The organism is Campylobacter sp. JMF_14 EL1 (assembly GCF_027737585.1).
GTDB lineage: Bacteria > Campylobacterota > Campylobacteria > Campylobacterales > Campylobacteraceae > Campylobacter_B.
The window spans coordinates 551,254-566,311 of record NZ_JAOVTW010000001.1 but is presented as its reverse complement, the minus strand read 5'-3'; the positions used below and the strand labels follow the sequence as shown (position 1 = coordinate 566,311).

At 41.3% G+C, this 15,058-nt stretch carries 13 protein-coding genes and 1 tRNA gene; 1 reads left to right on the top strand and 13 read right to left on the bottom strand.

Going from position 1 to position 15,058, the window contains the following annotated elements; all coding sequences use genetic code 11:
* The first annotated feature begins 27 nt into the window (after positions 1-27).
* A complete protein-coding gene (locus tag OFN73_RS02840) occupies positions 28-465 on the top strand; it encodes a hypothetical protein (protein ID WP_270862143.1) in 438 nt (145 codons plus the stop codon).
* Between the two features lie 195 nt (positions 466-660).
* Here OFN73_RS02840 and OFN73_RS02835 read toward each other — a convergent pair whose 3' ends face one another.
* The 13 genes from OFN73_RS02835 to OFN73_RS02775 all read right to left on the bottom strand — a co-directional run bounded on the left by OFN73_RS02835 (position 661) and on the right by OFN73_RS02775 (position 15,034).
* Positions 661-1,755 (bottom strand): hypothetical protein, encoded by a 1,095-nt coding sequence (locus OFN73_RS02835; protein ID WP_270862142.1) that lies wholly within the window; start codon positions 1,753-1,755, stop codon positions 661-663.
* 12 nt (positions 1,756-1,767) lie between these two features.
* A complete protein-coding gene (gene trpA / locus OFN73_RS02830; protein ID WP_270859681.1) occupies positions 1,768-2,514 on the bottom strand; it encodes a tryptophan synthase subunit alpha in 747 nt (248 codons plus the stop codon).
* The gene (gene trpB, locus OFN73_RS02825; protein WP_270859680.1) at positions 2,507-3,688 is read right to left on the bottom strand and encodes a tryptophan synthase subunit beta; all 1,182 of its coding nucleotides are present in this window, start codon (positions 3,686-3,688) and stop codon (positions 2,507-2,509) included. The genes trpA and trpB overlap by 8 nt, the downstream gene beginning before the upstream one ends.
* Before the next feature lie 141 nt (positions 3,689-3,829).
* Positions 3,830-5,509, bottom strand: a complete 1,680-nt coding sequence (locus OFN73_RS02820) for an ammonia-forming cytochrome c nitrite reductase subunit c552 (protein WP_270862141.1) — start codon at positions 5,507-5,509, stop codon at positions 3,830-3,832.
* A 21-nt stretch (positions 5,510-5,530) separates the two neighbouring features.
* The gene (nrfH, locus tag OFN73_RS02815) at positions 5,531-6,031 is read right to left on the bottom strand and encodes a cytochrome c nitrite reductase small subunit (protein ID WP_270859678.1); all 501 of its coding nucleotides are present in this window, start codon (positions 6,029-6,031) and stop codon (positions 5,531-5,533) included.
* A gap of 188 nt (positions 6,032-6,219) precedes the next feature.
* Complete coding sequence (locus OFN73_RS02810; protein ID WP_270862140.1) at positions 6,220-7,491, bottom strand: uracil-xanthine permease family protein; 1,272 nt, start codon at positions 7,489-7,491, stop codon at positions 6,220-6,222.
* A gap of 14 nt (positions 7,492-7,505) precedes the next feature.
* Positions 7,506-8,087, bottom strand: coding sequence for a LysE family translocator (locus OFN73_RS02805; protein ID WP_270862139.1), 582 nt, complete (start codon positions 8,085-8,087; stop codon positions 7,506-7,508).
* A gap of 6 nt (positions 8,088-8,093) precedes the next feature.
* The gene (locus OFN73_RS02800) at positions 8,094-9,461 is read right to left on the bottom strand and encodes a sodium-dependent transporter (RefSeq protein WP_270862138.1); all 1,368 of its coding nucleotides are present in this window, start codon (positions 9,459-9,461) and stop codon (positions 8,094-8,096) included.
* Positions 9,461-9,796, bottom strand: coding sequence for a ribosome silencing factor (gene rsfS, locus OFN73_RS02795; RefSeq protein WP_270859674.1), 336 nt, complete (start codon positions 9,794-9,796; stop codon positions 9,461-9,463). The genes OFN73_RS02800 and rsfS overlap by 1 nt, the downstream gene beginning before the upstream one ends.
* Positions 9,784-10,338, bottom strand: coding sequence for a nicotinate (nicotinamide) nucleotide adenylyltransferase (gene nadD / locus OFN73_RS02790; RefSeq protein WP_270862137.1), 555 nt, complete (start codon positions 10,336-10,338; stop codon positions 9,784-9,786). The genes rsfS and nadD overlap by 13 nt, the downstream gene beginning before the upstream one ends.
* A 102-nt stretch (positions 10,339-10,440) precedes the next feature.
* Positions 10,441-10,517, bottom strand: a tRNA-Arg gene (locus OFN73_RS02785).
* A gap of 13 nt (positions 10,518-10,530) precedes the next feature.
* Entirely contained in the window at positions 10,531-10,911 is a 381-nt protein-coding gene (locus OFN73_RS02780) for a response regulator (protein ID WP_270859672.1), read from the bottom strand.
* A gap of 10 nt (positions 10,912-10,921) precedes the next feature.
* Positions 10,922-15,034, bottom strand: coding sequence for an ATP-binding protein (locus OFN73_RS02775; protein ID WP_270862136.1), 4,113 nt, complete (start codon positions 15,032-15,034; stop codon positions 10,922-10,924).
* Between the last annotated feature and the right edge of the window lie 24 nt (positions 15,035-15,058).

The window sequence follows — 15,058 nt, the reverse complement described above, 5'->3', positions numbered from 1 at the left end:
TTAATCAAAACAAAGCAATTTTACATAATGTCAAAAACTGCAAAAAACAAAAATTCTTGGATTTTATATTTGATTGGAGTTTTGATTATTATGTTGGCGAGCTATTTGCATTTTCGCAATTTTGGATCTGATGATAGTTTGCTGATTAATATTATTATTTTTTTAGGTTACCTATTTGGCGGTATTTTTATATACAAAACCTATTATGTTTTTTACAAATTGAGTAATAATGATGATTTTTTGGTCAGCGTTTTTGCGATTTTGCTTATATTTGTCCCAAATTTTTATTTTGTTTTTTTAGCCATTGTTTCAGATATAGAATTTATAATGAAGAGCCTAGAATCAATTACTTTTTTATTTTGGCTTTTTATTTTTGTCATACATATCTATGTGATTATTTTGATTTACGCTAATTTATTTTTTGAATTTTTGATATATAAAAAAATGGCAAATTTAAATAAATAAAATTATTGAAAAAATTTGTGTGTTGTAAAAAATGCAAAAAATATATAATTTTTACGATACAAAAGATATGAGTTGTCCAAATTTGTGACAAACTCTAAAATTATGTAGAATTTGAAAAAGCATAAAAGCTACAATATGAGTTGATAAAAAGATAAAAAAGGCGAAATTTAGCCAAATTTCGCCCTGAATTTAGAATTATTCGATGATATTTGAGTTTTTGAGCACGACAAGGTGTTTTTTGCCAGCAAATTTCAACACCACAGCGGTGCTACTTTCGTCGATTTCTTTGACAAACTCGACGCTGATATCGCTAGGGCTTGCGCTCACGCTCTCTTTGATTTCATTTCGCAAAACGCTTTCAAAGGCTGAAATTTTATCGCTTTTAGCCTCCAAACGCTCTTTAAGCTCTGAGCTAAATGAGCTTTGCGGCGCACTGTTTTTCGGCGCACTGTTTTTCGGCGCAGTGTTTTGCGGGACTTCCTCGAATTCATCTTCGAATTTCTCTTTCATTTCATCGTCGCGTGGCTCGTATTCCTCTGCTATGACTTCCTCTATTTCGTCGCTTTGGGCTAGTTCTTGCCACGATTTTTCGCTCTCTTGGGTGAAGGATATGTTTTGGGCTACTTCGTCGCTGATTTCATCGTCGAAATTTGCCCGCGCCTCATAGTTGCGCTCGCTACCTTGCGCGCCTGTATCCTCGCTCTCGTCGCTGTTTTGGCGTTCTAGCACAGATGAGTTAAACTGCTCCCAGGTATCATCTATGCTTTTGCGCCCTTTAAATCCCTTAAATTTGCGCACGAGCACCATTACTGCGCCGATTAGTAGCAAAATGACAATGCCGGGCAGTATCCAGCCAAGGCCAGAATTTGAGCTAGGTTTTTCTTGCTCGGTTTCGCTTTGGCTAGGCGAAACGCTCATTTGGCTTTGGTCGAAATTTGGGTTTTTGATATTGATTGAGAGCTTTAATTTCGCGTCTTGCGAAATCGCATTTGCGATTAAATTCGCCCCTGTGGGGAAGTTGATTTCGACATTGTTGCCCTTAGGCGCGATAGTAAATCCGCGCAAAACCTTTTGGTTAGTGCGCATTTCGTTGTATTTCTCTTCGCTGCCTAGGTTTTTTAGCACTAGGCTCATCGACTGCCCGTCGATCGTGCGCGTGATATCTGGCTCATACGACGAGTCGAAAGAGAGCACAATATCGACGCTGTCGTCGTTGTTGAAGATTTCGTATTGTAATAAATTTGCCCCGAGGGCGAAATTTGCAAGTAAGATTAAAAGTAGTTTTCTCATTTTTTTCTTTCTTTATTCAAATAAATTTGCGATTTGTTTTTGTAGCTCGGCGCCACTAAATTTCGCGCACAAATTCACAATCGCAGTGCCGATTATCGCGCCGTCAGCAAAGGATTTGATTTCTGAAACATTTTCTTTGGTGCGGATTCCAAAGCCAATAGCCACTGGCAAATCGCTCATTTTATGCAGGTCTGCGACCATGTTTTTTAGCCTATCTAGCGGGGTTTGTTTCGTGCCGGTTACGCCGATCGCGCCCACGCCGTAGATAAATCCACTCGCCCTGCTTAAAAGCCTCGTGGCTCTATGCTCGCTAGTAACGCTAATTAGTGGGATTAGGGCAAGGTTAAATTTTTGGCACAGAGCAAATACTTCCTCGTTTTCCTCAAATGGCAAATCAGGGATTATAAATCCGCTAATCCCGCACTGCGCGGATTTTTCGATGAATTTTTCCACACCATAAGCGAAAATCAGGTTGTAATACACCAAAAAAACTAGCGGTTTTTGCGTCTTTACTTCGCCTAAAATTTCAAACACCGTGTCTGTGGTAACGCCATTTTGCACGGCGCTAAAACTAGCGTTAAAAATATCTTTGCCATCGGCGATTGGGTCTGAGTATGGTATGCCGATTTCTAGCAAATCAAGCGCGCCAGCGTCTAAATTTGATAAAAATTCCTTCGTGTGCGCCACGCTTGGGTATCCTGCGACGATGTAGCCGATATTTGGCTTTTTGCCCTTAAATGCGCTTGCTATCTTATCCATAGATTGTTCCTTTTTGATAATTCATTACGGTGTTCATATCCTTATCACCGCGTCCGCTGACATTTACGATTATGGTTTTTTTCTCTTTCAAATTTGGGCAGAGTTTTTCGAGATAGGCTAGGGCGTGCGAGCTCTCAATCGCAGGGATAATGCCCTCTAAACGCGAGCAAAGTTTAAGCGCGTTTATACACTCATCGTCTGTGACGGCTGCGTATTTGGCGCGAGCGATATCGTGCAAATGCGCGTGCTGTGGGCCCACACCCGGATAATCAAGACCTGCTGAAATGCTATGGACCGGGTCGATCATGCCGTATTTGTTTTGTAAAACGATAGTTTTCATGCCATGGATTATGCCGGGTTTGCCCTTTGTGATAGTAGCTGCGTGATAAGGGGTATCCACGCCAAGACCTGCGGCTTCGACACCGATTAAATTTACGCTCTCATCATCTAAAAACGCAGTGAAAATTCCAATCGCGTTGCTTCCGCCACCCACGCAGGCGATGACGAAATCAGGCTTTATGCCAAGTTCTGTGGCCTGCGCTTTGGCTTCGTCGCCGATAATGCGCTGAAAATCGCGCACCATAGCAGGGTATGGGTGCGGTCCCACAGCTGAGCCGATGACATAAAACACGCTTTCAATCTCATTTACCCATGCTTGAATTGCCGCTGTGGTGGCCTCTTTGAGCGTTTTTAATCCGTCAGAAATAGTGACTAAATTTGCGCCAAGCAGTTTCATGCGAAATGCGTTTAACTGCTGTCTAGCCGCGTCAGTCTCGCCCATATAAACATCGCACTCCAAACCCAAAAGTGCCGCAGCTGTCGCAGTCGCCACGCCGTGCTGACCTGCGCCAGTTTCTGCTATGACCTTTTTTTTGCCCATTTTTTTGGCGAGCAAGGCTTGGGCTAGGGCGTTGTTGATTTTGTGCGCGCCAGTGTGGTTTAGATCCTCGCGTTTGAGATAAATCTCATGCCCGTAATGCTCGCTAAGGCGCGTAGCGTGGTAAAGCGGGCTAGGGCGACCGGCGTAGTTTTTCAGCAAATCTGCTAGCTCGTCTTGAAATTCTTTGGTTTTTGAAATTTTATTGTAAGCTTCCTCTAACTCTTCTAGCGCAAACATCGCAGTTTCTGGGACAAACTGCCCTCCAAATGCGCCAAAATATGCCTTTGCGTTCATAAGCGTCCTTCAAAAATAAAATTTGGCGATTATACAAAATTTAGCGTTAAATAGTGCTTTTGTGAAGGTTAAATTTTAAAATTTTAGGGCAAAAAAAATGCCCCGATTGCTCGGGGCAGCTGAATTTCAATCAATCAAAGATTATTTGAAATTCATATTTTTGATATCCTCGTCAAGTTTTTTGAGTCTATCAGAAGGATCAATCGCTGTTGGGTAGTTGTGAGATGTGATAACCTCTGGCTCAGGAATCTCGTCTGCGTTTTGGCGTAGAGCGATTGTGATACCGTATGGAGCTAGGGCATTAACAAGTGCTGCTTGACCCTCTCTTGCGATAGTTTGGCATTGGCCTACGATTCTGCTTGCTTCTTGTGGAGCGTGGAATCCGTAGCTGTTCTCGCTAAATCCGAAGTCCCAGCGGATGTGAGCTTTTCTGTGGTAAGCTAGAACATCTTTTAGCGCCTCGCTGATAGCTGCTTTTTGAGCGTCAGCATCTAGACCTGAGAATTGCTCGTGTTTAGCTAGCTCTTCGCGTGCTGTAACGACATCTTGGATAAATGCCATTAGGTTGTTTTCGCATTTTCTAAGCTCGAACGCATAGCGATTTTGGATAAATGAAATTCTATCTTTAAGCTCTTGCTCGCTTTGCATGTGGCAAGTTTTGCAAGCACCAGTGATGTCAGCATAAGGTGTTTGGATAGTGTGATTTGTGATTTTCTTAGCACCTTCGCGTTTGTATGGCATGTGGCAATCGACGCATGTTACACCGCTTCTAGCGTGGATACTTGTAGAGTATAGCTCTGCTTCTGGGTGTTGCATTTTTACGATTGGAGCGTCAGTTAGTTTGTGTTTGTAGTCGAATTTGAATTGACCATTTGCAGCTTTCTCATCGTAGTATTCATCGAAATTCTCGATTTTGAAAGGCTCATCTTTTTTCCATTTAGCCCATGGGAAAACTAGTGTAGAGTTCATGCCTGGATAGTATTCGACATGGCATTGCATACAAACATAGTTTCTCATCTCTACTCTTGTGCCTTTGATACCTGATTTGGGATCTGCTTCATAACCGCGCTCAACCATTGCATTTACAAATCCTGGGCGAGTTACGCGTAGGCTCATATCATCTGGGTGGTGGCAATCTGCACAGGCTGAACCTAGTTGAGCGCCGCCGTGAGGATCTTCGCCGTGTTTTTTAGTGATCATTTTAACAACATCGAAGTATGGGATAGAGTTCATTTTTGTCCATGCTTCTTTTTTGAATACGCCATTTTCTTTGTCATTGTCGAAATAACCCATTGGTTGGTTAAATGACTCTGGGCGAGTAGCTGGATCGTGTAATTCTTTATAATCAGGATCGCTCATTATAGCCATGATATGACCGCTGTGGCAGTTCATACAATATCCTGGTTGGCCGTTAAATTTAGGCAATCCGTGAGAATTTAGATACTCTTTGTTGTTGCGTTTAGTCTCCATTTGATCTATTTGTGAATAGTAGTGAAGTCTTGGGCGATTGTAATCTACCGCAAACGCATAGCCCTTCCAAAATACGCTAGCAGCTGGGAAGCGGCGAAGTTTTGAGTATGGTAATGAACCAGCCCAATCAGTCTCGAAATTTATGTCTTTCATTTTCAAAGTCATATCAAGATGACTTGGGAAATTTTTACCCCACTCTTGGATATTTGGAACAGTATCGTCGTTTTTAGTAAGCATTAGTGGATATTCTCTATCCTCATTTTTTTTACTGTTAATGTCAGCGAAAAGCGCAAGGACGCCAGCACCTGCAAGTGCCGCGATGACAAAAACGGTAGCAAAAAGTTTTTTCATTATGGTACTCCTATTTAAATTTTAATAATTATGGGCGTGTCCGGCTTGTCTATGACAAGATACGCAACTAAGGGCTTCGTTTTGGACATCTGAGCCACCTGCTTGTTTAGCGTGAATCGCTGGTTCAGCATACTCTTTATGGCACTCGATGCAGTTTTGTTGCACGATTGCTTTGCTCTTAGGGCTAGCTGAAAAAGCTACCGGGTTGTCCTTGAAAGTAAAAGCATAGCCATGGTGAAGACCGCTTTCTGCTTTCATTAGCCATTTGCCGACAAAGTCGTGTGGCAAGTGGCAATCACCACAAGTAGCGACATGCTGGTGACCACCTTTTTCCCAGCTCTCATAGACTTGGTTCATGACATGGCATTTTTTACAGGCGATTGGATCTTTGCTAAGATGCACTAGGCCGTCTGCATAGACAAATGTAAAAACACCGAAGCCAAACACTAAGCCTATCAAGGCTGAAAGAATGAGGCCGGCTACAGAAAAAGGCTTTTTCTGTGATGATTTGTTAGTAATCAAAGCACTCCTTTCATTTAAAATTTGTTAAGTTGGTATTTTAGCACGATTTAGTAAAAATTTATTGATTTAAATCAATAAATTTGCTTAAAATGTTACATAATTATAATTTATTACAAATTTTGTTTTATTTGGAATTTTAGTAGGAATTTAAAGATAAATTTTTGCAAATTTATCTTTAAATTTTGAGTTTATTCTTCGTCGCTTTCTAACTGCTCGAAGTCCATTTCTTCGATTTTATCGACCTTTGGTAGGACTAAATTTAAAACCACGCCCACGATTGCTCCAAGGCCAATTCCGCTAAATTTAGCAAAACCAAAATCCAGCACCAACCCGCCGATTGAAACGACCAAGATTAGCGAGATTATGACCATGTTTCGCGGATTTGACAGATCGACTTTGGCTTTGATGAGAGATTCCATGCCCACAGAAGCGATGATTCCAAAGAGCAAAATCATAATTCCGCCGATGACAGGCACCGGGATTGTGGCGATAAATGCCCCTAGTTTGCCCACAAATGCAAGCAAAATCGCAGTTATGGCTGTCCATGTCATAATGGCTGGGTTGAAGGCTTTGGTTAAGCGCACAGCGCCCGTAACTTCGCTATAAGTCGTATTTGGCGGACCACCAAAACACGCAGCTGCCGTGGTCGCCAAACCATCGCCTAAAAGCGTGTTTTTAAGTCCTGGGTTTTTTAAGAAATTTTCCTTTGTTACATTACTAATCGTCAAAATATCGCCGATATGCTCGATTGTAGGGGCTATGGCGATTGGAAGCATGTATAAAATCGCGTTTAGATTAAAGCTTGGTGCGCTGAAATTTGGCACGGAAAACCACTTTGCATTGCTAATGGGCGAGAAATCCACGATCCCAAAGCACAGCGAGGCGATGTATCCTACAAAAATACCAGATAAAATCGGTATCAGCCTGATGATACCCTTGCCAAACATTATGGCGATTATCGTGGCGATTAGCGAGATAAAAGCGATGATAAGCGCGGTGGTTTGCGGGATTGCGTCGATGTCCTTTGCCATAGCCATATTCACAGCCGTCGGGCTTAGGATTAGGCCGATTGCGATGATGACGGGGCCCACGACGACTGGGGGCAAGAGCTTGTGTATGAAGCCATCACCTTTGTATCTAACCACAAAGCTAAGTGCGACATAGAGCAAACCTGCCGCCATTAATCCGCCCATTGTCGCACTCACGCCCCATTGTGATACACTGAAAGTTATCGGTGTGATAAACGCAAACGAACTAGCCAAAAATATCGGCACGACCTGCTTTCTCGTGCAAAGCTGAAAGACAAGCGTTCCGATACCAGCTGTAAATAGCGCGACATTAGTATCAAGTCCTGTCAAAATCGGCACAAGAACTAGCGCGCCAAATGCTACGAACAGAAACTGCACGCCTAAAAGTGAATCTTTTAGCCTAAAATTGTAGCCTTCATACCTCTCTGCCATTTTCCCTCCTTAAATCATCTAAAAATCATCAAAATTCCGATTACGCACATTAAAATCGCGCAAAAAATCTCTAAATATCGCAAATGTGTTTTAAGCAAATTTTTCAAAATCGTTCCGCCAAGCGAATACACGCTAAGCGCGATAATCTCGCTTAGACACATTACGCCGATTAAGCCGAAATTATAATAACCCAAAATTTGGTTAGCATTGATAAATTTAGGATAAATCGCGGCGAAAAATATCCATGCTTTGGGATTTGTCGTAGAAATCACAAAGCCTTGCGCGAATAAATTTTTTTCTATTTTTTGCTCTTTTTCTTCGAATTTTCCGTTGCTTCTAAAAAGTGAAATTCCAAGGTATAAAATGTAAATTCCGCCCAAAACCTTGATTACAAAAAGTGCGCTTGGGTGCGTTATCAAAAGCCCAGCAATGCCTAAAATGCAAGCAAGCGAAACGAGCGCAATGCCGATAGTTTGCGCAATCAGTGCAGGAAGCGAGCGCGCGTATCCATGCGACATGCCTAAATTTAGCGCATAAATCATATTAATGCCCGGCATTAGCGAAATCGGAAACATTGTAAGAAAAAATAAAATCATAAATTTCTATCCAAAAATTCCATACACAAAGACGACCGCTATGATTAGTGGTAGCACGAAGCGCACATACACTAGCCAAATTTTGGCTAAACCTGCGCCTTGTTTGCCGCCGTTTGTGAGCTCATACACGGCGTCATCGCCTAGCACCCAGCCCACATAAAGGCTACACATCAAGGCTGTTAAGACAAAGAAAATATTTGCGCTCACGAAGTCAAAAGCGTCAAATATCGAGCGAGATAGAATTTGCACATCGCCCAAGATATTGCTTGAAAGTATGCAAGGGATATTTCCTAGCACAAAAATAGCTAAAAGCACGATATTTGTGGATTTTATGGTGGTGAGGTTAAATTTTTCTTCGACATAATTTATCAAAACCTGATAAATCGTAAGCGATGTGGTAAGCGCTGCGATGAGCAGTATCGACAAAAACACGACGCCGATTAGATTGCCAAATGGCATATACGAAAACGCGATAGGTAGGGATTCGAACACTAGCCTTGTGCCCTTTGTAGGCTCTAAACCCACAGAAAAGAGCGCAGGGAAAATCATAAATCCCGCAAGCACCGCAATTATCGTGTTTATCACGGCTGTGAGTGTGGCGGTTTGGATTAAATTTTCTTCCTTGTCTAAAAAGCTAGAAAGGGTAATCATAACGCCAAATCCCAAAGATAGGGCGAAAAATACTTGCCCTAGCACATCGATTAGAAGTTTTGGCGTGATTTTGGCAAAATCAATGCTAAGGTAAAATCCCACGCCCGCTGTCGCGCTAGGCAGGGTCAAATTCGTAACAATAACCGCGATAAAGCACAAAAAAAGTGCCGGCATGAGAAATTTGACAAATTTTTCGATTCCATCTATTATGCCCTTTTTTAGGATATACCAGTTAATGCTGACGAAAATAAATGTGTAAATTCCGATCCAAAGTGGGTTGTTTTCGATATTTGCGTTGTAGAAATTTTCCGTAAATTTTGGGTCTGTTATCGGGGCGGAGAGATTGAAATTTCCATTGATTATGTTGATAATGTATGTCAGAACCCAGCCACCAAGCACCATATAATAAGCCAAAATTCCAAACGCGCCAATTAGCCCCATAATGCCTACGATTTTCCATTTTTGCGAGATTTTCTCGCCATTAAGTTTTGGCACACCAAAGGCATCGACTGAATTTCTTAGCGCCCTGCGTCCGATGACATTTTCGACCAAAATCATTGGAATTCCAAGCGCAATCATCGCTACACAAAACACAAAAACATACGCCCCACCGCCGTTTTCGCCGACTAAATACGGGAAACGCCAGGTGCAACCAAAGCCGATTGTTGCGCCTGCGACGGTTAGGATATAGGTGAGTTTGTTACTCCAAGTTTGACGCTCCATTAGAACTCTTCTTTTTTAAGTTTTGCTAAAAAGTCCTCGATATCGTATTTGGCGCGGTATGTATCGCTCATAAGATGCACGATTATATCGCCCAAATCAACCACGCTCCAATCATCGCCTTCTTCAATCGCCAAAAATTCCTCGCCAGCTGGTTTGAGAGTGGTTTTCATCTCTTCAATCAGCGAGTATGCGTGGCGACCGGTAAAGGTCGTGGCGATGACTACAAATTTAGCTATGTATTCTTTCTCGCTCATGTCGATGATTTGGGGATTTTCGGCCTTTTTTTCGCTTAGGATATGAGCGATTTTTTCGGCTCTTTGTCTTACTTCTTGCATTTTTTTCCTTTGTAAAAATTTATTACTTCATCTTTGATTTGCGCTGGAATTTCGCCAGTTAAATTTTCGCGAAAAGATGAAGACGAGATTTTAACATTAATATTAATTTTTGGCAAATTTGCCCATTTTGTGGGGATACTAGCGCCCTCTCTGGTGGCGATCACGAAGCAAACCAAATCTCGCAACTGCTCGAAATTTTGCCATTTTTCAAGTTCGGCGAGATTGTCTGCGCCGATGATGAGGTAAATTTGGCTGGGGTTAAATTTTTGCTTTAAAAATTTCACGCTTTCAATAGTCGCAACCTTGCGGTTTTGCGAGATTTCATAATCGCTAATAAGGATATTTTCGCGCTCTCCCCAAAGGCTTTGACACCATTTTAGGCGTAGGCTCGGAGGGGCTGCGAATTCGGACTTAAACGGATTTATAAAAGTCGGCATAATCACTAGCAAATCGGCTAAATTTGCGCTTAGAGCCTCTTTTACTATCGCGTCGTGTCCGGCATGAGGCGGATCGAAACTCCCGCCAAAAAGTGCGATTTTCACTATTATCCTTAAAATTTTGCCTTAAAATTTTGGCGCGATTATAGCGTTTTGTGCTTTATAAAGGGGTTAAATTTTAATAAATTTTATTTGAAATTCAATAGGTGGTGTCCCTGGCGAGATTCGAACTCACGGCCTCAAAATTAGGAATTTTGCGCTCTATCCAGCTGAGCTACAAGGACAAAATCGGTGAAATTAATCACCGATTATGTTCATAACATCATCTAGCTTGCGTTGTAAATCTGAATAATCGATTGGCTTAGTCATAAAGTCATACGCGCCTTTATTTAAAGCCTCTCTTTTTGCAGTTTCATCTGTGGTCAAAACTATTACAGGAATATGTGCGATATGCTCCCTAGAATGCAAGTTATCTAAAAATTCCAAGCCGTTCATTACAGGCATAACGATGTCAAGTAGGACTAAATCCACTGGCTCTGCCTCTAATACAGCCAATCCGTCCAAGCCGTTTTTGGCTTGGAGGATTGTGGTAAATTTACCATATTTTTTTATCATAACTTCTAATAGTTTCAAATTTATAAGGTCATCATCAATCATCAAAACTTTTAATTCTTTCATCAACTATCCCTTATATATATTTTTGCGCAAGTTTTTCTAGGCCAGATTTAGTGATATTGTAAGTAACAACTTCGCTAAATGCAGGGTTCTCGTCGTTGTCGTTAGAGAACAATACTAGATTTGTATTTGGCGCTTTTTGGTGTAGATTTTCTAGGGCAGCGAAATCAATACCAGCTAGTTTTTTATCTATCAATACCAATTTGTAGCTATCGTTAGTCGCCATAGAAATTAGTTGCTCAAAATTCGCAGCCATATCAACATCTTTGTATTGGTGTTTCAAAATGCTTGCGAAAATTTTGCTTTCCATGACATTTGCTTTACAAATCAAGACATCTTTTGCTTTGACAGCTTGTGCTACTGGCTCATTAACGATAGTTTTCTTAGGAACTTGTTTCATTATCGTTTTAGGCACTTTCACGGTTTTTAAAATAGTTTTTGGAACTTGGCGTTTTACAAGTTTTTTGACTATTTGTTTGACTGTGCCACCAGCAGGAGCCGCGTCAGAGCGTTTGTCACCGATAAAGTCATTAAGCATATTGGCCAAAATGTCTTTTTTGATCGGTTTTGTACAATACTCATCTAAACCAGCTGCCATAAATTTCTCTCTATCGCCTTTTAGCGCGTTAGCTGTAACGGCTACGATTGGGATATGGCGTAGGTTGTTATCTGCTTCGTATTGTTTGATTTGTTTTGTTGCTTCGATACCGTCCATTACAGGCATTGAAATATCCATAAAAATCAAATCATACTCTTCGCCTGATTTTCTAGCTTCTAGTGCTAGCAAGCCATTTTCTACGATCGTTAAATCCATTTCGAAGCTGTTTAATGTGTGCTTCATAAGTTTTTGGTTAATTTCATTATCCTCTGCGATTAGAATTTTAGCAGCGTATTTGCGATTAACCATAGGAACATTGTCATCGTTTGGATTGTGCTCAGCAGGAACTTCAACTTCCTCTTCGACTTCAACTTCCTCTTCAACCATAATTGTCTCTTCTTGTTGAACTTCCTCGTAGATTGTAACAGGAACTTCGATGATTTCTTCGATTACTCTTTGTGTAGTAGCTACTGCGGCAGGAGCGACTGTCTCTACCGCTGGCTCGACTACTTTTTCTGCGACTGGCTCAACTGCTTGTTCTACTACTGGTTCTACAACCGCAGCAACTGGCTCGACTACTGGCTCAGGCTCTACGACCGGTTCTACCACAGGAGCGCTAACTTCTACGCTTGGAGCTTCTACTTTGATCTCAGGAGTTTGAATTGCTACTTCTGGCTCGCTGATTTGAGCTTCGATATCTGAAATTTCAATCTCTTGGCTTTCTGGTTCTACAACTGGTGCCACAACTGGCTCTTCAATTGTAATCTCAGGGATTTCTACCTCGACATTTGGTGTTTCAGGGATATCAAGAGTGATATCAGAAATATCAGTTCTAATCTCTGGAATTTCAGGCTCGATGCTTACGCTAGGTTCTACAACCGGCTCTGAGATTGCAGGCTCTGGTGTAGATACGAAGCTTGCTTCGCTAGCTGTGCCTCTGTGTCTGTTTTGTAAAATTGCACGCAATTCATCTGCTGATGAGCTAGATGGTTTTGGCTCTTCTATTTTTGGTTCTTCTATTTTTGGTTCTTCTACGGCTAGTGGAGCTTCTTCCATAATCATCTCTTCTGCAACTATCGGAGTTTCTACGACAGGGCTTTCCTCGACGATTGGCGATTCATCAAGAGTGATATCTGGGATAATTGGTGATTCATCAGCGATAGCAGATAGGCTAGGCTCTTCTACTACTGGCGCTGCCGCTGCTGCTGCCGCTGGTCTAGCTTTTAATGAACCAGATTTTAGAATTTTATCTATTGTTTTGCCTAGTTTTGATAAGTTCACTGGCTCAGATAGAGTGAAAATTCTAGGGTTTGTAATGCTAATACTTTGTAACTCTTTTGGTTTTAGAGTTAGGATTGTAGGTAAAATCGTAGTATTGCTTACATCGCCATAGTTTTTAAATCTAGTAATCAACGCGTCAAAAGAGTTGTTGTTTTGTGCAGAGCGAAGTTGTGCGCTTGAATTAAAGACTGAAATTTTTGCACCTAGATTATTTACATATCTCTTAACGACATCGCTATACATTACATCGTTAGGATCTGCTAGAAGTGCGAAATTTAAGCCACTGATGTGAGCAAACATCTCTTCTGCGTCTGATTTTTGAGTCTCTTTAAGTGGCAATGTAAAGAAGAATTTCGTTCCTTTACCAACTGTTGATTTAACTTGTAACTTACCACCCATCATCGCAACATATTTAGATGAAATGGTTAGACCAAGACCGGTTCCGCCGTATTTTCTAGTGATTGTAGAATCAGCTTGTGAGAAGGCGTTAAATACATTTGCTAGTTTATCCTCAGAGATACCGATACCTGTATCTTCGACGCTAAATGTTACGATAGCTTCGCCAGGGTTTTTCTCTTCTTCTCTGACGATATTAACAGCAATGCTACCTTGCTCTGGTGTAAATTTAACGGCATTTGACATAAGGTTGATAAGAACTTCTTTAATCTTAGTAATATCGCCGTATAGGTGATGAACCAATGTAGGGTCAATGTAAAGCAAGATATCGATGTTTTTCTCAGCAGCTTTTGCAGCGTAGATCTCAACAGCACTTTCGAAATCTTGAATTGGGTTGAATAAAATATCCTCAATCTCAACTTTATTGCTTTCGATTTTAGAAACATCAAGAATGTTATTAATAATGGTTAGAAGGTTTTCAGATGATTTTTCGATTGTATCGACATAATCGCGTTTTTCTTCGTCCAAATCTGTGTTTTTGAGCAACTCTGTAAATCCGATAATACCATTAAGCGGAGTTCTAATCTCGTGTGACATATTTGCAAGGAAGATAGATTTCGCTTTGTTGGCATCCTCGGCTTCTGCTTTTTGCAAGGCAATGAAGTCAATCGCGTCCTCGATAAGCGAGTAGGCTTTGTCGATACCGTCAGCTGTGTTGATATCGAATTGCTCGTTGTTGTTAGAAAGCTCACCAACTCTACCAAGAACCCTTCCAAGGTCGTTGATGTTTCTGTTAATGCGTCTAACGACGGCGATTGAGAAACCAACTAGGATAAGTGATAGCAAGAACGCAGCAGCAGCGAAAATCAATGTTTGAAGTTGTTGCGCTGAGTGAATATCAACACGCTCTTGTAGTGCGTTAGAAGCCATTTTAACAGCTTCATCTAGCATTGCATATTTTTTAGATTGGATACTAAACCACTCGTTAAATGGAATATCATACTCGCCAGTTGCTAATTGAGTTTCAATCGTTCTCATTGCATTTTGTGCATTTTCAGCGATTTGCTCATTTTCAGGTTTAGCGAAATACTCTTCTAGCTCGCCCTTGATAGCGATATCTTCGCCAGTAGCAGCATAGTGAGTAGCGATGACTAGGTCAGGCATTTCTGATGTCCATGCGTGATCTTTCCAGCGATCAATCTCTTCCCTAGGAAGTGGGCTACCTGAGATGATGTATTCGATACTAACATCGCGAACCGCAGCTGTTCCAGAGATCGTGTCATACATGTTTGCAAGGGTAAGCGATAGAGTACCAACATCGGCTGAATACAAGTTTTCGTTGATAGTATCACGGAAGGCAGCCAATTGCTCGTCAAACTTATCATAATATTCCTCGAATAACTCAACGAACACTTTGTCACGATTATCAATGCTCTTTCTAATCTCAGGAAGTCTGCCGATCAAATTTGTAATTTGATTAATCGCAGCAGATTGTGCCTCTGAGTGCTCGATGAAAAGTTGGTGAAGAGCATTGTCTTGTTCGTGTGTTTGAGCGTGATAGTCAAGGAAATCTTGCCATGCTTTATCAGTTTTGGCGCGTTGTGTTTTAAGAACAGAGCCAAGACCGACATTGTTACCGCTACCTAGATACGCCGCTGTGATACCACGCTCTTTGGCAAACTCCTCGTAGAAGTCATACAAAGCAGCTGAGATATCGACTTTATGCTTGAGGTTTTCGTTGATTTTATACAACCTCGCAGCATCATACAAATACCAAGACGCAACGACAAAAATGATTAAAAGTGGAACCCACGCAACCATTTTAAGAGCGCTAGAAGTATTTAGTCTCATAAAACATCCTTCGTATTTTGCAAA